At 74.7% G+C, this 16,656-nt stretch carries 17 protein-coding genes and 1 tRNA gene; 8 read left to right on the top strand and 10 right to left on the bottom strand.

Translation table 11 applies throughout. From position 1 onward, the window contains the following. Nucleotides 1-42 precede the first annotated feature (42 nt). Genes ACGFI1_RS15485 through ACGFI1_RS15465 form a run of 5 tightly spaced genes read left to right on the top strand, consistent with a single transcriptional unit; the run spans nucleotide 43 to nucleotide 6,953 of the window. Nucleotides 43-969, top strand: coding sequence for a ferritin-like domain-containing protein (locus tag ACGFI1_RS15485; RefSeq protein ID WP_387075161.1), 927 nt, complete (start codon nucleotides 43-45; stop codon nucleotides 967-969). After that, entirely contained in the window at nucleotides 966-3,242 is a 2,277-nt protein-coding gene (locus ACGFI1_RS15480; protein WP_392785835.1) for an HAD-IB family hydrolase, read from the top strand. Before ACGFI1_RS15485 ends, ACGFI1_RS15480 begins: the two co-directional genes overlap by 4 nt. Next, nucleotides 3,239-4,456 (top strand): zinc-dependent alcohol dehydrogenase, encoded by a 1,218-nt coding sequence (locus ACGFI1_RS15475; RefSeq protein ID WP_386874734.1) that lies wholly within the window; start codon nucleotides 3,239-3,241, stop codon nucleotides 4,454-4,456. The genes ACGFI1_RS15480 and ACGFI1_RS15475 overlap by 4 nt, the downstream gene beginning before the upstream one ends. After that, nucleotides 4,453-6,030 carry a lactate racemase domain-containing protein gene (locus ACGFI1_RS15470; RefSeq protein WP_392785833.1) on the top strand — a complete coding sequence of 526 codons (1,578 nt, stop codon included), beginning with the start codon at nucleotides 4,453-4,455 and terminating at the stop codon, nucleotides 6,028-6,030. The genes ACGFI1_RS15475 and ACGFI1_RS15470 overlap by 4 nt, the downstream gene beginning before the upstream one ends. Then, nucleotides 6,027-6,953 carry a lysophospholipid acyltransferase family protein gene (locus ACGFI1_RS15465; protein WP_392785831.1) on the top strand — a complete coding sequence of 309 codons (927 nt, stop codon included), beginning with the start codon at nucleotides 6,027-6,029 and terminating at the stop codon, nucleotides 6,951-6,953. The genes ACGFI1_RS15470 and ACGFI1_RS15465 overlap by 4 nt, the downstream gene beginning before the upstream one ends. Nucleotides 6,954-7,016: 63 nt before the next feature. Here ACGFI1_RS15465 and ACGFI1_RS15460 read toward each other — a convergent pair whose 3' ends face one another. Genes ACGFI1_RS15460 through larE form a run of 4 tightly spaced genes read right to left on the bottom strand, consistent with a single transcriptional unit; the run spans nucleotide 7,017 to nucleotide 9,809 of the window. Beyond that, complete coding sequence (locus tag ACGFI1_RS15460) at nucleotides 7,017-7,742, bottom strand: LarC family nickel insertion protein (RefSeq protein ID WP_392785829.1); 726 nt, start codon at nucleotides 7,740-7,742, stop codon at nucleotides 7,017-7,019. Continuing rightward, nucleotides 7,739-8,338 (bottom strand): nickel pincer cofactor biosynthesis protein LarB, encoded by a 600-nt coding sequence (larB, locus tag ACGFI1_RS15455; protein ID WP_392785827.1) that lies wholly within the window; start codon nucleotides 8,336-8,338, stop codon nucleotides 7,739-7,741. The genes ACGFI1_RS15460 and larB (ACGFI1_RS15455) overlap by 4 nt, the downstream gene beginning before the upstream one ends. After that, nucleotides 8,335-8,994 carry a nickel pincer cofactor biosynthesis protein LarB gene (gene larB / locus ACGFI1_RS15450; RefSeq protein ID WP_392785825.1) on the bottom strand — a complete coding sequence of 220 codons (660 nt, stop codon included), beginning with the start codon at nucleotides 8,992-8,994 and terminating at the stop codon, nucleotides 8,335-8,337. The genes larB (ACGFI1_RS15455) and larB (ACGFI1_RS15450) overlap by 4 nt, the downstream gene beginning before the upstream one ends. Further along, nucleotides 8,991-9,809 (bottom strand): ATP-dependent sacrificial sulfur transferase LarE, encoded by an 819-nt coding sequence (gene larE / locus ACGFI1_RS15445; protein WP_392785823.1) that lies wholly within the window; start codon nucleotides 9,807-9,809, stop codon nucleotides 8,991-8,993. Before larE ends, larB (ACGFI1_RS15450) begins: the two co-directional genes overlap by 4 nt. A 142-nt stretch (nucleotides 9,810-9,951) precedes the next feature. Between larE and ACGFI1_RS15440 the strand changes: the two genes are divergently transcribed. Continuing rightward, a tRNA-Leu gene (locus tag ACGFI1_RS15440) sits at nucleotides 9,952-10,036 on the top strand. A 41-nt stretch (nucleotides 10,037-10,077) separates the two neighbouring features. Here the strand turns inward: ACGFI1_RS15440 and bcp are convergent. Continuing rightward, the gene (gene bcp, locus ACGFI1_RS15435) at nucleotides 10,078-10,545 is read right to left on the bottom strand and encodes a thioredoxin-dependent thiol peroxidase (protein WP_364552614.1); all 468 of its coding nucleotides are present in this window, start codon (nucleotides 10,543-10,545) and stop codon (nucleotides 10,078-10,080) included. A 177-nt stretch (nucleotides 10,546-10,722) separates the two neighbouring features. On the opposite strand from bcp, the gene ACGFI1_RS15430 reads away from it, so the two are divergent. Beyond that, nucleotides 10,723-11,037 carry a DUF3618 domain-containing protein gene (locus ACGFI1_RS15430; protein ID WP_392736669.1) on the top strand — a complete coding sequence of 105 codons (315 nt, stop codon included), beginning with the start codon at nucleotides 10,723-10,725 and terminating at the stop codon, nucleotides 11,035-11,037. On the opposite strand, the gene ACGFI1_RS15425 is transcribed toward ACGFI1_RS15430, so the two are convergent. The 5 genes from ACGFI1_RS15425 to ACGFI1_RS15405 form a co-directional block, all read right to left on the bottom strand. After that, entirely contained in the window at nucleotides 10,988-11,263 is a 276-nt protein-coding gene (locus ACGFI1_RS15425) for a zf-HC2 domain-containing protein (RefSeq protein ID WP_301176114.1), read from the bottom strand. The genes ACGFI1_RS15430 and ACGFI1_RS15425 overlap by 50 nt on opposite strands. A gap of 50 nt (nucleotides 11,264-11,313) precedes the next feature. Then, nucleotides 11,314-12,585: a family 4 glycosyl hydrolase gene (locus ACGFI1_RS15420; RefSeq protein WP_392785822.1), complete on the bottom strand. Its 1,272-nt coding sequence runs from the start codon at nucleotides 12,583-12,585 to the stop codon at nucleotides 11,314-11,316. Next, a complete protein-coding gene (locus tag ACGFI1_RS15415; RefSeq protein WP_392785820.1) occupies nucleotides 12,582-13,256 on the bottom strand; it encodes an SIMPL domain-containing protein in 675 nt (224 codons plus the stop codon). Before ACGFI1_RS15415 ends, ACGFI1_RS15420 begins: the two co-directional genes overlap by 4 nt. 212 nt (nucleotides 13,257-13,468) lie before the next feature. Then, the gene (locus tag ACGFI1_RS15410) at nucleotides 13,469-14,653 is read right to left on the bottom strand and encodes an amino acid deaminase/aldolase (protein WP_392737014.1); all 1,185 of its coding nucleotides are present in this window, start codon (nucleotides 14,651-14,653) and stop codon (nucleotides 13,469-13,471) included. Nucleotides 14,654-14,711: 58 nt separating this feature from the next. Beyond that, on the bottom strand, nucleotides 14,712-15,641 hold the full coding sequence (locus ACGFI1_RS15405) for an alpha/beta hydrolase family esterase (protein WP_392785818.1): 930 nt from the start codon (nucleotides 15,639-15,641) through the stop codon (nucleotides 14,712-14,714). Between the two features lie 155 nt (nucleotides 15,642-15,796). On the opposite strand from ACGFI1_RS15405, the gene purU reads away from it, so the two are divergent. Continuing rightward, nucleotides 15,797-16,645, top strand: a complete 849-nt coding sequence (gene purU, locus ACGFI1_RS15400; RefSeq protein WP_138639830.1) for a formyltetrahydrofolate deformylase — start codon at nucleotides 15,797-15,799, stop codon at nucleotides 16,643-16,645. Nucleotides 16,646-16,656 lie beyond the last annotated feature (11 nt).

The raw sequence follows: 16,656 nt of genomic DNA, 5'->3' as shown, positions 1-16,656 counted from the left end.
CGTCCTTATCCGGACACATCCGACCTTTCTAGCGTGGTGACCATGACGCAGGATTTCGACCTCGACCGCTACGTGCGGAACTCGCGGGCGGTGGACCTGTCGGGAGTCGCGTGGGACCAGATCTCCGCCCACCCGGTCTCCGGTGCGGAGGCGCGCTGCCTGACGTTCATGATGGACATCGAGACCCACACCGTGATGTACGCCCGCGACCTCCTCGCCACCCGGGCCGCGTTCGACCCGGCGGTCACGGCGTTCATGAGCTGCTGGATCTATGAGGAGTTCTGGCACGGCGAGGCGTTCTCCCGGTTCCTCGGGGAGGCCGGCTTCACGCTGGCCCCCGACCGGGAGAGGGTCACGGCCGCGTCGCCGTACCCGACCAAGACCGCCCGCGACGAGCGGATCCGGCGGGCGCTCGGCCGCAGCGTCTACACCGGCCACCTCGTCTCGATGCTCGGCTCCGCGCTGACCCGCGACTTCGTCGCGATCCAGATGACGTGGGGCGCGATGAACGAGCTCAGCGCGATCAACAGCTACCAGGCGATGATCGAGCGCAGTGCCAACCCGGTGCTGCGCGACATCCTGCGGCGCGTCATCAAGGACGAGCGCCGCCACTTCGCCTTCTACCGGGCGCAGGCGCGGATGCGGCTGGCGCGGAGCGCCCGCGCGCGGCGGCTGGCGCGCTGGGCCATGCACCGGCTGTGGGCGCCGGTCGGCACCGGGCTGCGGCCCCAGGAGGAGAGCGACTTCGCCCTGGTGTGGCTGTTCGGCGACGACGCCGGGCTGGACCGGATGCGCCGCATCGACGCGACGATCGCGGAACTGCCCGGCTTCGCCGGCGCGACCCTGGCGGAGGACGCCCGCCGCCGCTCGCTGGAGCGCATGCCATTGGGCCGCGTCCCCGAGCTGTCCACCGACGGGGCCCTGGCCCGCGCCGGCGTCCACCGCGAGCGCCGCGAGGCCGCGGCGTGAGCGGGGGGCCCGCCGGGCTCGCGGGACGCACCGTCCTGCTCACCGGAGCGACCGGCTTCATCGGGCAGGCGCTGCTGGAGCGGCTGCTGTCGGGGCACCCGTCCACGAACGTCGTCGTGCTGGTCCGGGAGCGGCCCGGCGCCACCGCCGACGACCGGCTCGCCGAGCTGATCGCCAAGCCCGTGTTCGGGCCGTGGCGGGAGCGGACCGGCGAGGACCGGGCCCGCGACATCGTCCGCGAGCGGGTCCGGCTCGTCCCCGCCGACCTGTCGCACGCCGCCCCCGACGTGCCGGACGACGTGGACGTGGTCGTGCACGGCGCGTCCGTCGTGTCGTTCGACCCGCCGATCGACGAGGCGTTCCGCACCAACGTCGTCGGCAGCGTCAACCTGTACGAGGGCGTGCTGAACGCCGCGCGCCGCACCGGCCGCCGCCCGCACCTGGTGCACGTCTCCACCGCGTACGTCGCGGGCTCCCGCAAGGGCGTCGTCCGCGAGGCCGCCCTGGAGCACGCGATCGACTGGCGCACCGAGCTGGACTGCGCGCTGGAGGCGCGCCGGGCCGCCGAGAGCGACTCGCGCCGCCCCGAGGTGCTCGCCCGGCTCCGCGCCGCCGCGCTCAAGGAGCAGGGCAAGGCGGGGCCGAGCGCGGTCGCCGCCGACACCGAGCGCCGCCGCCGCGACGCGGTCGCGGACCGGCTCGTCGCCTACGGCCGCGAGCGCGCCCGCAGTCTCGGCTGGCCGGACGTCTACACCTTCACCAAGGCGCTCGGGGAGCGGGCGGCGGAGGACACCGCGCGCGAGGCCGGGGTGCCGCTGTCGGTCGTCCGCCCGGCGATCGTGGAGAGCGCGCTGCGCCACCCCTACCCCGGCTGGATCGACGGGTTCAAGATGGCCGACCCGCTGATCCTCGCCTACGGGCAGGGGATGCTGCGGGCGCTCGCCGGGATCCCGGACGGCATCGTCGACATCATCCCGGTCGACCTGGTGGTGAACGCGCTGCTCGCCGCCGCCGCCGTCCCGCCCGAACCGGGCGCGCCCGCCTACTACCACGTCGGCTCCGGCGCCCGGAACCCGCTGACGCTGCAGCGGCTGGTGGAACTCGTCCAGGAGCACTTCGCCGAGCACCCGCTGCCCGCGCCGGACGGCCGCGGCGCCGTCCGGAACCGCGACCTGAGGCTGCTCAGCGAGTCGCAGGCCGAACGCGTCCTCGGCACCGCCGAGCGCGCGATGGACGCCGCCGAGCGCGCCCTGCTCGCCCTCCCCGGCGGCGAGCGCACCCGCGCCTGGCAGCGCGACCTGCACCGCAAGGGCCGCGAGGTGCGGATGCTGCGCCGCTACCGCGACCTGTACGGGGCGTACGGCGCCGCCGAGGTCGTCTACGCCGACGGCGCCACCCTCGCGCTGGACCGGACGCTCCCGGACGGCGAGGGCTGCGACTCGGCCGCCATCGACTGGCCGCACTACCTCCGCGACGTGCACTGCCCTGCCGTGACCGCCGCCTTCTACGGCCCGCCGCTGCCCCGCGCGCCCAAGCCCGCCCCGGTCCCGTTCGAGGAGCGCGGCGACGTCGCCGCCGTCTTCGACCTGGACGGGACGATCGTCGCGTCCGACGTCGTCGAGGCGTACCTGTGGGCGCGGCTGCTCGACGCGCCCGTCCGGTCCTGGCCGGGGGCGCTGCTGCCCGTCCTGCGGAACGCGCCGCGCTACCTGCGCGCCGAGCACCGCGACCGCGGCGAGTTCCTGCGCGCGTTCGTCCAGCGCTACGAGGGCGCCGACGAGGCGGAGCTGCGCGCGCTGGCCCGCGAGCGGCTCGGCGACGTGCTGCTGCGCCGCGCCTGGCCGCAGGCGATCCGCCGCATCCGCGCCCACCGCGCCGCCGGGCACCGCACCGTCCTGCTCACCGGCACCGTCGACTACTTCGTCGAGCCGCTGCGCGCCCTGTTCGACGACGTGCTGGCGGCGCGGCTGCGGGTGGTCGACGGGCGCTGCACCGGCCACTTCGAGGCGCCGCCGCTGATCGGCGAGGCGCGCGCCGCGTGGCTGCGCGAATGGGCCCGCGACGAGGGCGTCGACCTCGCCGGGAGCTGGGCCTACGGCGACCACTACTCCGACCGCCCCGTGCTGGAGCAGGTCGGCCACCCCGTCGCGGTCAACCCCGACGCCCACCTCTACCGGCACGCCAAGCGGCTCCGCTGGACGGTCGCCGAGTGGGGCGGCGCCGGCGGCAAGGTGTCCGCCGTGCTCGACGCCGCCCTGGAGGAGGCCCGGTGATCCTCGCCCTCGAATACCACCGCTCGCCCGCCCGCTACCTCGCCGCCGGGCGGCTGCCCGGCCGGCTGCGGCCCGCCGTCGTCCCCTCGCTCGCGCCGCTGCGGCTGTCGCACCGCAAGCCGCCCGCGCCGCCCGGCCCGGACTGGGTGCGGCTGCGGCCCGTCCTGTCCGGCATCTGCGGGTCCGACCTGTCGATGGCGGCCGGGACGGTGTCGCCGTACCTGTCGGCGCTGGTGTCGACGCCGTTCGTCCCCGGGCACGAGATCGTCGCCGAGCTGATGGACGACGCCGGCGACCTGCGCGCCGGGACGCGCGTCGTCGCCGACCCGGTCCTGTCGTGCCGGACGCGCGGCCTCGACCCGTGCGCGTCCTGCGCGGACGGCCACGAGAACCGCTGCGACCGCGTCACCGCCGGCCGCGTCTCCGCGGGCCTGCAGACCGGGTTCTGCGCCGACACCGGCGGCGGCTGGTCGGAGCGGCTCGTCGCGCACCGCGACCGGCTGCACCCGGTGCCCGCGTCGCTGCCGTCCGAGCGGGCGGTGCTGGCCGAGCCGCTCGCCTGCGCGATCCGGTCCGTCCGGCGGATCGACGTGCCGCGCGGCGCGTCCGTCGCCGTCGTCGGCGCCGGCACGGTCGGGCTGCTGACCGTCCTCGCGCTGCGCGAGCTGACCCCGGCCGGGCCGATCACCGTGATCGCCCGGCATCCGGGGCAGCGGCGCCGCGCCACCGCCCTCGGCGCCACCGAGACGATCGACCCGGCGAACGCGCTGCGCGGTCTGCGCCGCATCACCGGCGGCTCGCTCGTCCGGCCCGAACTCGGGCCCGGCTACCTGCTCGGCGGCGCCGACATCGTCGCCGAGTGCACCGGCGGGCAGGGCCTCGACACCGCGCTGCGGATCGTCCGGGCGGGCGGCACCGTGCTGCTGTCGGGCATGCCCGCCCGGCCCGTCGACCTCACCCCCGCCTGGTACCGGGAGCTGACGATCGCCGGCTCCTACGCCAGCCGCGGCGCCGCCGACTTCGCCGCCGCGCTCGACCTGGCCTCGCACGACGCCCTGGAGGGCTTCGTCGACGGGGTCTACCCCCTCAGCCGCTGGCGGGACGCGCTGTCGCACGCGCTGGCCGCCGGGCGCTCGGGCAGCGTCAAGATCGCGTTCGCGCCGCAGCGCCGCGCGGACGAGCCCGCCGAACCGAACGGAGGAGCCGACGGATGAGCAGACCCGGCCTCGTACTGGAGGTGGACGAGCGGACGCCGCCGCTTCTCGTGCACGAGGGGGAGGGGTTCCGGCTGGAGCGGTTCCCGCTCGGCACCCGGGTGGTCTACCCGCCGGACTCGCTGCCCGGCGTGCGTGACCTGACCGGCCGGATCCGGGACGCCCTGCTGCACCCGCTCGGCAGCGAGCCGCTGCCCGAGCTGCTGCGCGCGGGCATGCGGCTGACGATCGTCTTCGACGACCTGTCGCTGCCGCTGCCGCCGATGCGCGCCCCCGACGTCCGGCAGCGGGTCATCGAGCAGGTCCTGGAGCTGGCCGCCGCCGCGGGCGTGGACGACGTCGAGCTGATCGCCGCGAACGCGCTGCACCGGCGGATGACCCCGGCGGAGATCCGGCACATCGTCGGGGAGCGGGTGTTCGCCTCGTTCTGGCCCGACCGGCTCCGCAACCACGACGCCGAGGATCCCGAGAACCTCGTCGCGCTCGGCCAGACCCGGCACGGCGAGGACGTCGAGATCAACCGGCGGGCCGCCGAGAGCGACCTGATCGTGTACGTGAACATCAACCTGGTCGCGATGAACGGGGGCGCGAAGTCCGTCGCGGTGGGCCTCGCGTCCTACAAGAGCCTGCGGCACCACCACAACGTCCACACGCTGCGGCACTCCCGCTCGTTCAACGACCCGCCGAACTCGGCGATGCACCACTCCTACGGGCGCATGCACTCCCTGCTGTCGGAGTCGGTGCGGGTGTTCCACATCGAGGCCACCCTCAACAACGACCAGTTCCCGTCACCGTTCGGGTTCCTGAACCGGCGCGAATGGGAGTGGACGCTGCGGGACCAGGCGACGTTCCTGGCCGCCAAGCGCGCGAACGACCTCGCCCCGGCGGGGGCGAGGCGCCGCCTGTGGCAGAACCTGCGCGCGCCGTACCAGGTCACGTCCGTGCAGGCGGGCGCCACCGACGAGGTGCACAGCCGGACGCTCGCCGCCGTCCACCGGCAGCAGCTCACCGAGGTGCAGGGCCAGTCGGACGTGCTGATGCTCGGCCTGCCGTACCTGTCGCCCTACAACGTCAACTCGGTGATGAACCCGATCCTGGTGGCGTGCCTGGGCCTCGGCTACTACTTCAACATGTACCGGGGGCGTCCGCTGGTGCGCGAGGGCGGGGCGCTCATCATGTACCACCCGATGCCGGCGGAGTTCCATTCGCTGCACCACCCGAGCTACATCGACTTCTACGACGAGGTCCTCACGCAGACGACGGACCCGGCCACGATCGAGACGAAGTACGAGGAGCAGTACGCCACCGACCCCTGGTACATCCACCTGTACCGGAACAGCTACGCCTACCACGGCGTCCACCCGTTCTACATGTGGTACTGGGGCGCGCACGCGCGCGAGCACCTCGGCGACGTCATCTGCGTGGGCGCGGACCGCAAGGTCGCGGCGCGGCTCGGCTTCCGCGCCGCGACCACGCTCGCCGACGCGCTGGAGATGGCGGGCGAGACCGTCGGGCACAGCCCGAGCCTCACCTACCTGCACACCCCGCCGATGACGATGGCGGACGTCCGATGAGCGGCCGGCGCAGGAGCGGGCGGCTGTCGCTCGCGCAAGAGGTGCGGCTGCTGCGCCGGGGCCGCGACTGGCGGGGCCGCGCCCCCGCCCCGCGCTCCGCCGCGCCCTGGGCGCGCGTGCCGGAGGCGAGCCCGTTCCCCACCGCGTGGGCGCGCACGCCGCTCGCCGCGGCGGCCCGCACGGTCGCGCTGGACGGCGTCCTGCGCACGCTGACCTGGACCCAGACCCGGCCGCAGATCCACGGCGCCGACCTCCTCGACGGCGTGGAGGGGCCGGTGGTGTTCGTCGCCAACCACGCCAGCCACCTGGACACGCCGCTGATCCTCGGCTCGCTGCCGGTCCGGCTGCGCCGCCGCGTCGCGGTCGCGGCGGCGGCCGACTACTTCTTCGACGCCCGCTGGCGCGCCGTCGCCACCGCGCTCGCCTTCAACGCGTTCCCGATCGAGCGGCACGGCTCCGGCGGGTCCCTCGACCTGGCCGCCGAGCTGCTCCAGGACGGCTGGAGCCTGCTCATCTACCCCGAGGGCACCCGCTCCCAGGACGGCTGGGCCCGCCGGTTCCGGATGGGCGCGGCGCTGCTGTGCCGCGAGCAGGGCGTCCCCGCCGTCCCGCTCGCGGTGCGCGGCACGTACCGCGCGATGCCGCGCGGCGGGATGTGGCCCAAGCCGGGCCGCCCGGCCGTCGCCGTCCGCTACGGCACCCCGCTCGCCCCCGACCCGGACGAGACGACGAGCGCCTTCAACGCCCGCCTGGAGGACGCGGTCGGCCGGCTGTGGATCGAGCACGACGAGAGCTGGTGGGCGTCCCTGCGCGCCCCGGACCGGCGCCTCGCCCCGCGCGGCCCCGACGTCGCGGAATGGCGCCGCATCTGGGCCGCCACCCGCCCGGATCGTCCGCCCAACCGCACCATCTGGCCCCGTTAGGGGGACGCTGAAACCCGCTGAGGCAGGCGCGGCCTCAGCGGGTTTCCGTGGTTTCGGCGGGCCTCAGCGGGCCTCGCCGATGGCCACCTGGGTGACGTTCGGGAGGTCGCCGAAGACCTTCGTCCCGGCGCCGAAGCCGTTCGCGGTGACGGTCATGTCCGGGAAGGGCCCGAACGAGCCGGCCAGGGTGATCAGTAGCGCGGTGCCGGTCGGTGTGCTCATCTCGGCGTCCACGGCCCGTCCGGTGATCGGCGCGCGGGCGCGCGCGAGCAGCTCCACCACCGCCGGGCCAGGGTTGGGCAGCAGGCCGTGCCTGGTCGTGATGAGGCCCTGCCCGACGGGGATCGGTAGCGCGGCCACCTCGTCCACATCGAGGGTCTCCAGCGCGGCGCAGGTGCCGACGACGTCCACGATCGCGTCGTGGCCGCCGACCTCGTGGAAGTGGACGTCGGCCGGGGGCATCCCGTGCACCCGGCCCTCCGCCTCGGCGAGGTTCCGGAACACCGCGAGCGCCCGCTCCCGCACCCGGTCGGGCAGCGGCGCCTCTCCGACCAGGGCGGCGATGACCGCGTGCGTGCGCGACACCGCGTCGTCCTCGACCGTCACCACCGCACGGGTCGCCGCGATGCCGCGCCGCGTGACGCGCTCGGTGTCCAGCGACCAGCCGGGCAGGCCGAGCCCCGCCAGCATCTTGCGCACCGCGTCCAGGTCGGCGCCCGCGTCGAGCAGCGCGCCGAGCGCCATGTCGCCCGCGATGCCGGCGAAGCAGTGGAAGTAGGCGATCCTCATGTCAGCATCCTCCGTGCGGTGATCGCGGCTCCGAGGCCGTCGTCGATGCCGGTCACGGCCAGGCCGTGCGCGCCGGAGGCGAGCATCGCCGCCAGCGCCGCGAGCCCGCCGGACGCGGTGCCGTAGCCGACGCCGGTCGGCACCGCGAGGACGGGCCGGGGCACCAGCCGGGCCACGGCCGACGGCAGCGCGCCGTCCATGCCGGCCGCGACGATCAGCACCCGCGCCCGGCTCAGCTCGGCGCGCGCCCCGAGCAGGCGGTGCAGGCCCGCCACGCCGATGTCGGCGGTCAGGGTCGGGCTGAGCCCGAGGGCCTCGGCGGCGGTCAGGGCCTCCTCCGCCACGGGCAGGTCCGAGGTCCCCGCCGACACCACGGCCACCGGCAGCGGACGGCGGGGGCGCGGCCGAGTGAGGACCACGAGCCCGGACCGCTCATTGCGGGACGCCTCCGGCGCCACATCGCGGGCCGCCGCGAACTGCTCCGCCGTGGCGTGCCGCAGGAACGCGGTCTCGGGGCCGCGGGCCAGGAGTTCCTTCACGCGGGCGCGGACCTCGTCCGGACGCAGGTCCCGCGCTTCGGCGACGGCGACCGTCATGCGTCCGCCCCCGCGTTGATCAGGTGGGCGGCGTACCCGGCGCCGAACCCGTTGTCGATGTTGACCGCGACGACGCCTGGCGAGCAGGAGTTCAGCGCCGACAGCAGCGCCGCGCGTCCCGCGAAGTCCCCGCCGGACGAGGTCGGCAGCGCGACGACCATCTGCTCCACCAGGCCGGACACGAGGGTGGGGAGGGCGCCGCCCGTCCCGTCCGCGACGACGAACGCGCGCGGGCGCTCGTGCTCGTCCAGCCAGCCGGGGAGGGCGGCGGGATCGTCCACGGGCGCCCCGTACCAGCGGGACACGCGGCTGCCCATCGCGTCGGCGACCAGCGCGGCCTCCTCGGCGGCGGGTTCGTCTTCCGGACGCCCGCAGACCACCGCGACGTTGCCCGTCCGGGGTCGGCGGCGGTCCGGGTTCAGCACGGCCAGGCGCGCCCGCTCGTGCACCATCGCGTCGGGGAACGCGTCGGTGAGGGCCGCCAGTGTCGCAGTGGACGCACGCGTGGCCAGCACGTTCGCGGCGCCCGATCCGACCAGGCTCGCCGCGATCGCGACGACCTCCGGCACCGTCTTGCCCTCGCAGAACACCGCCTCCGGGTAGCCGCGCCGCCGCCCCCGGTCGACGTCGACGCGGGCGAAGCCCAGATCGCTCACCGGTTCCGCACCGGCGTGAGGCCGAGGTTGTGGCTGCCCTGCCGGTAGCCCTCCAGGTCCAGGGTCACGTACCGGAAACCGGCCTCCTTGACCAGCCCGGCCAGCTCCGCGCCCCGCGCGGCCGCCGCCGTGACGTCCGCCGGCTCCACCTCGATCCGGGCGAGGCCGCCGCCCTGGTCGCGGACCCGCACCCGCCCGCCGAACCCGGCGCCGCGCAGCGCCTCCTCGGCGTCCTCCACGCGGCGCAGCGCGTCCCGCGTGACCGGCACCCCGTAGGCCAGGCGCGACGACAGGCACGCCGACGCCGGCTTGTCCCACGTGCGCAGCCCCAACTCGTGGGCCGCCGCCCTCACCGCCGCCTTGCCCAGCCCGGCCTCCACCAGCGGGAACCGGGCGCCCAGCTCGCGGGCGGCCCGCTGCCCCGGCCGGTGGTCGTCCAGGTCGTCCAGGTTCACCCCGAGCAGCACCGGACGGCCCCCGGCGGCCTCCGCCACCGCGGACAGCACGTGCATCAGGGCCTCTTTGCAGAACCGGCACCGGTCGGCATCGTTCGCGGCGTACCGGGCGTCCTCCAGCTCCCGCGTCGTCACCACCCGGTGCGGCATGCCGAGCCGCCGGGCCTCCGCCCGCGCCGCCGCCAGCTCCGACCGGGCCAGCGACGGCGAGTCCGCGGTGACCGCCAGCGCGGCGTCCCCGAGTTCGCGGTGCGCCGCGTAGGCCAGCAGCGAGCTGTCCACCCCGCCCGAGTAGGCGACCACGGCGCCGGGCAGCGCGGCCAGCGCCCCGCGCAGGCGCGACAGAGCGTCGTCGGCCATGGGCATCTCCTTCCAGCGTCGTCTGGGCAGGACGCTAGAAGGAGCGCACGGACCGCGAATCCGTCAGATGACCGGCCGCGCTTTCCCGTTGCCCCGCCGGGCGGGGAGGCCGCTAAGCTGAACGCGCCCCATCCGGGGCCCGGCGGGCGTGGCGAAATCAGGTATACGCGGCAGGTTTAGGTCCTGTTGGTGGCGACACCGTGGGGGTTCGAATCCCCCCGCCCGCACCGGAGCGCCGCGTTCCCCGTGTTCCCCCGCGTTCGCGCCGCTAGACGCCGAGGTCGCGGCGGAGGCGCTCGACGTGGCCGGTCGCCTTCACGTTGTAGTACGCCTTCTCGACCTTGCCGTCCGCGTCGATGACGAACGTCGACCGGATGACGCCGACGACGACCTTGCCGTACAGCTTCTTCTCCCCGTACGCGCCGTACGCCTTCAGCACCTCGGCGTCCGGGTCGGACAGGAGCGGGAACGTCAGCCCCTCCTTCTCGCGGAACTTCGCGAGCTTCGCCGGCTTGTCGGGGGAGATGCCGACCACGGTGACGCCGCCGGCCTCCAGCTCGGCCAGGCTGCCCTCGAAGTCCACGGACTCCTTGGTGCAGCCGGGCGTCATGGCGGCCGGGTAGAAGTAGAGGATCACGCGCCTGCCGCGCAGCGAGGCCAGCGACACCGCGGCCCCGTCGGCGTCGGGAAGCTCGAAATCGGGGGCGACGTCGCCCGGCTGCAGCCGCTCGGACACCCTGTCCCGCCTTTCGCTCGGATGGTGGGAACCCACGGTACCCGCCGGGGTTGGCCGGACGTCCCCGGGTCGGACCTGCCACACTGTTCGGATCATGCTTCGCTCGCGGTCGCGCCCCGCCGCGCCCGCCGCGAGCTCGCCCGACAGGATGTTCGCCCGACAGGATGAGGACACGGCATGGCTGACTGGAGCGGCAGCGACCCGGAGGAGGTCGAACGCTACATCGAGCGCACCCGCCGGGAGCTGGCGCGCAACGTCGACGAGCTCGCCGACCGGGTCAATCCGAGGAACGTCGCGAACCGCGGCGTCGAGCGGCTGAAGCAGGAGGCGGACAACGTCGCCAGGGCCGTCGGCGCGCTGGTGCGGCCGGCCGGCGACGACGATGACGTCGAGGGCGGCGGGATCGACAAGCGGGTGCTGCTCGCGGGCGTCGGGGCCGCGGTCACCGTGACCGCCCTGGTCCTCTGGCGCCGTAGGCGCAGGGCCCGCTGAGGCCCATCCGGGAGGCGCCGGTCCGCGGTCCGCGGCCGGCGCCTTCGCGCGTCCGGGCCGAGTGCGCGAGCAGCTCGGCGACGGTGCGCAGCTCGGCCAGCTCGGCGCGGCACGGCGGGCAGCCGCGCAGGTGCGCCGACAGCGCGGCGGCCTCGGCGCCGGCGAGCCGCCCGAGGGCGTAGACGCCGAGGCCGACGCGGTACGCCCCGCAGTCCGTTCCTCCCACGTCCTGCAGTACGGGACGGCGCCCCCGCGGCGTTCAGGCGGCCCTGCCGTTCAGCGGAACTGGGGCAGGTGGTCGCGGTGGGCGGCGAGGCCCTCGTCCAGGATCTTCTCGGCGGTGTGCTTGCTGCGCACGAAGGGGTGCGCCATGAGCGCCTGCAGCGCGGTGCGGCGGTCGCCGGTGACGGCGGCGTCGGCCGCGAGCCGCTCGTAGGCGTGGATCGCCTGAGTGAGGCCGCGCACCGGGCCGGGCAGCGGCCCCATCGTCAGCGGGACGGGCCCGGACCGTCCGACCAGGGCCGGGACCTCCACGATCGCGTCGTCGTCCAGCGAGGAGACGGCCCCGTTGTTGCGGGTGTTGACGATCATCCGGCGGCCTTCGTCGCGGTGCATGGCGCAGATGACGTCCACCGCGAACTCGCCGTGCTCGCCGCCGCCGCGCTCCCGCGACGGGTCGGGGTCGGGCCTGCGCGACTCGGCGGCGACCTGCTCGTAGTAGCCGGGCAGCATGGCGAGGATGTCCTGCGCGCGGGTCGTGCCCTTCGCCCGCAGCTCGTCCACGACCTGGTCGTGGAAGAAGTAGTACTTGGCGTAGGAGTTCGGCAGGAAGCCGAGCGCCTTGGCGAGCTCCGCCATGCGGGACGGGTCGCGCCAGGGCGTCGCGCCGCCGCCGGGGACCTCCAGGTCGTCCAGCAGGAGCGGGAGGTCGAGTTCGCGGCCGTCGAGCCGGACCCGCTGCGCCCAGGTGGCGTGGTTGAGGCCGATCCAGTCGGCCTCCAGCCCGTCGAACGGCAGCCCCAGCAGGTCGGCCCACATCTCGGTGTCGCCGATGAACTGGTCGCACAGCCCGATGATCCGCGCGCCGGTGTGCCGGGCGACGGCGTCGGTGACCACGTTGGTCGGGTTCGTGTAGTTGACGATCCACGCGCCCGGGTCGGCCGCGGCGGCGATGTCCAGCAGGACGGGCACCGACCGCAGCGCCATCAGGAACCCGCCGGGGCCCGCGGTCTCCTGCCCGACGACGCCGTGCCTCAGCGGGATCGACTCGTCCAGGTGCCGCGCCGCCAGCCCGCCCGGACGGAACGTCGTGAACACGTAGGACGCGCCGTCCAGCGCCGACGGCAGGGCGGTGTGCGACGTCACCGTGAGGTCGGCGCCCCGCGCGGCGAACATGGCGCCCGCCAGCCGCGTCATGACGTCCAGGTGCGCGGCGTCGATGTCGTGGCAGGCCAGCTCGGTCCCGGCGAGGTCGTCGGCGCGGTGCAGCAGCCCGCGGATGACGCCCGGCATGTAGCCGCTGCCGGCGCCGATGATCGCGACCTTCACCGCGGCTCCAGGTCGGGCTGCGTGACGGTGAACCGGGCCTCGACGGCGGCGCGGACGACCTGCGTCTCCGGCTCCAGGTCGATCGGCTCGGGCTCCCCGGCGGCGTCGCCGATCCCGCCCCCGTACGCGGCGGCCAGCGCGACCGGCGGCTCGTGGATCGTCCGGCCGAGCCCCTCGTCCGACAGCTCGACCAGCCCGGTGAGGCGCGCCCCGAGCGCCTCGGCGTAGCTGCGCGCGCGGGCCACGGCCTCGTGCGCCGCCTCCCGCGCGGCCCGCCCGTAGACCTCGCTGTCGCGCCGCAGCTCCCACTCGGGGCCGCTGACGTACGTCCGCTCCAGGTCGCCGAGCCGGGTGACCAGCTCGCCGAGCACCCCGAAGTCGGTCACCGCGATCTTGATCCAGACGGTGCCGCGGTAGGCCCGGATGTCGCCCTCGCGCCGCTTGTACTTCAGCAGCGGCGCGATCGACAGCCCGCCCGTCTCGACCTTCTCCACCGCGTCGCCGTAGGACTCGACCAGGTCGAGGCACCGCCGGTTCCGCTCGGTGAGCCGGTCGAGCGCGGTGCGCCGGTCGGACTCCTGCGACTGCACGTGCACCGACAGCCGTGCGATCTCCGGCTCGGCCTCCACCACCGCCTCGCCGCGGACACTGATCAGGGGAGCGTCGCTCATCCCCCCAACCTACGCGTTACCGGCCTTCAGCGCCCCCAGCCCCCAGCCCCCCAGCCACCGGCCCCCAGCCACCGGCCACGGGCAGGCACGCGGAGCGAGCCCTGCGAGCGCAGCGGGCCTGCCCGCCGGGCGGCGGGCTGTTTCACGAGACGCGCCAGCGGATCGGGAAACGGTCCGCCGACCGGGCGGGGGTCGAAGGGGGTCGCCCCCCTTCACAAGAACGTCCGGCCTTCGCCTCGGTAGGTGGGGACGGTGCGGACGTACCGGCCGTCCTCGATGAGGTGGAGTGCGTCGAAGCGTTCGCAGAGCTCGCCGGCCTTGGTGTGGCGGAACCACACCCGGTCGCCGACCGAGAGCAGGTCGGCGGCGTGCCCGAGCAGCGGCGTCTGCACCTCGCCGGCGCCTTCGTTCGGGTCGTAGGACAGCCCGGTCGGCAGGTACGGCTGCGGCAGCCGCACCGCGTCGGCGGGGCCGGACGCGAGGTAGCCGCCGCCGAGGCAGGTCGCGACGCCGCGCGCGGGACGCCGCACGACGGGGAGCGCGAACAGGGCGGCGGGCCGCCCGCTGAAGTTGGAGTACTGGTCGAACAGGTGCGGCTGGTAGAGCCCGGAGCCTGCCGCGACCTCGGTGACGGCGCGCTCGGCGGCGGTCTTCTCGACGCTGCCGGTGCCGCCGCCGTTGACGAACTCCAGGTCGGTCAGGTCCCGGACGGCCCGCACGATCGCGGCGCGCCGCCGGGCCAGTTCCAGCCGCGACTGCCGCTGCATGGCGCGGATGACGCGGCCCCGCGCGGGGCGTCCGGGCGGGACGTCGCCGACGCCGGCGATCTGGGATTCGTAGGCCATCAGCCCGACGAGGTCGAGCGAGGGCCGCTTGAGGATGCGCTCGGCGAACGCGCTGACCTCGGCGGGGGTGCGCAGCGCCGAGCGCAGCGCGCCGATCCGGACCCGGCCGCCGAGCGGCCGGTAGGAGGCGTCGATGTCGATGCAGACCCGGACGCGCCGGTCGCCTGCGGCGTCCTCGATCAGCGCGAGGTGCTCGGGGGAGTCGACCATGAGCGTGATCGTGCGGGCGGCGGTCTCGTTCTCGGCGAGCGCGGCGATGGCGGTGCGGTCGGCGGTCGGGTAGGCGACGAGGATGTCGTCGCTGACGCCCTCGGACGCGAGCCACAGCGCCTCGGGCAGGGTGAACGCCATGATCCCGGCGAACCCGTCCATCGCGAGGACGTCCTCCAGGAGCGCCCGGCAGCGCACCGACTTGCTCGCCACGCGGATCGGCTTGCCGGCGGCCCGGCGCAGCAGGCCCTCGGCGTTGGCGCGGAAGGCCGCCAGGTCGACGGCGGCGAACGGCGCCTCGATCCCGGCCGTCGCGGCGTCGTAGCGGTCCCGGAGGTTCATGGTCGTCACACTGCCACACTACCGGCTAATGTGAAAAGCTCTCACGTACCGCTTTCGGTCAGCCCTTGCGCGGGTGCGCCGCGAAGAAGTCCCAGAGCATGGGGCTCGCCTCGTCGGGCCAGTTGTGGGTGCCGCCCTGGATCTTGCAGAACGTGACCGCGACCCCCTGGTCGCCCTTCCCGGTGCTCGTGCAGTCGGTGCCCTTGCCGCGCGCCTCGACCCGCTCCCGCGGCTCGGGGAGCCCGGCGCGCTCGCGCCAGAACTCGACCGCCTTCGAGACGGGCGGGAACGGGCGCTTGTCGTTGAAGTCGCGGTCGCCGCCGCCGTTGAACGGGACGTTCCGGTCGGCCGTCCCATGGAAGATCATCGCCGAGACGGGGCGGTCCGGGTCGCACTTGGTGACGAGGGCGCCCTCGACCACCCCGATCGCCGCGACCTTGTCCGGCTTCTCGCAGGCCATCCGGTACGCCATGCCCGCGCCGTTGGAGAACCCGGTGACGTAGACGCGCTTCGGGTCGGCCAGCCCCGCGCCGGTGAGCTTGTCGATCAGCTTCGTGAGGAAACCGACGTCGTCGATGTTCCCGATCTTCGCGGCGCCGCAGCAGTCGCCCGCGTTCCAGGTCGTCATGAACCCGTCCGGGTACGCGACGAGGAAGCCGTGCTCGTCGGAGAGGTCGTCGAAGCCGGTCAGGTCCTCCATCTTGCCCATGTTCGCGAGCCCGCCGTGCAGGGCGATGACGAGCGGCGGCGCGTCGGCCGGCTTGCCGTCCTCCCACGTGCCGCCCGCCACCTTGGACGGGACGTGCAGCAGGAACTCGCGGTGCCCGAACGTGCCCACGTCCATCTTCTGCTTGTGCGTGCCCGCCGAGGTGGGGATGCCGTCCACCTTGGCCGGGCGCGGCTCGCCCCCGCCCTTGCCGCCGGTCTGCTCCGTGCAGGCGGCGAGGGCGAGGGCGGCGGCGAGGACGAGGAGCGCGATGCGACGCATGGAGGCAAACGTAACCTCAAGAAAGCACCTCAAACTACTCATCAGTAGACGAGCCGGCTCCCGCCGATGTGAAAGGGCGTCGGTGGGACGGGCAGGGGCCGCGTAAGCTCGTAGCGACCCGTTTGAGCTGCCGCGTCGCGATAAGAGTGAGACCGTTGAACGAATTCGTCCTGACCCTCTCCTGCCCGGACCGGCCCGGCATCGTCGCGGCCGTCTCGGGGCTGCTGGCCGAGCGCGGATGCAACATCGTGGAGAGCCAGCAGTTCGGCGACGGCGAGTCCGGCACGTTCTTCATGCGGGTCCAGTTCGCGGCCCTGGCCGACACCGACCCCGACGAGCTGCGCGGCGCGTTCGCCTCGCTGGTGCCCGAGCTGGCCCTGGAGTGGCGGCTGCACGCGCTGGCCGACCGCCCGCGCGTGCTGATCATGGTGTCGAAGGGCGGGCACTGCCTGAACGACCTGCTCTACCGGACGCGGTCCGGGCTGCTCGACATCGACATCGTCGCGGTCGCGTCCAACCACCCCGACCTGCGGCCCCTCACCCAGTCGTACGGGATCGACTACCACCACCTGCCGGCCGGGCCCGGCGGCAAGCCCGCGCAGGAGGCCGAGATCCTGACGCTCGTCGAGCACTACCGCGCCGACCTCGTCGTCCTCGCCCGGTACATGCAGATCCTGTCCGACGACTTCTGCGCGAAGCTGCCGGGGCAGATCATCAACATCCACCACTCGTTCCTGCCGAGCTTCAAGGGCGCCCGCCCCTACCACCAGGCGCACGCGCGCGGCGTGAAGCTGATCGGCGCCACCGCCCACTACGTCACCGCCGACCTGGACGAGGGGCCGATCATCGAGCAGGAGGTCGCGCGCGTCGACCACACCCACAGCCCCGAGGAGCTCGTCGCGGTCGGCCGCGACGTCGAGTGCCTCGCGCTGGCCCGCGCGGTGCGCTGGCACGCCGAGCACCGCGTGCTGCTCAACGGGGACCGGACGGTCGTCTTCCGCTGACCCGGCGCGCG

Source organism: Actinomadura geliboluensis, from assembly GCF_043197915.1.
In the GTDB taxonomy this organism is placed as follows: Bacteria; Actinomycetota; Actinomycetes; order Streptosporangiales; family Streptosporangiaceae; genus Spirillospora; species Spirillospora geliboluensis.
Note: the sequence above shows the minus strand (reverse complement) of the source record. Positions and strands in the feature narration are given on the sequence as shown.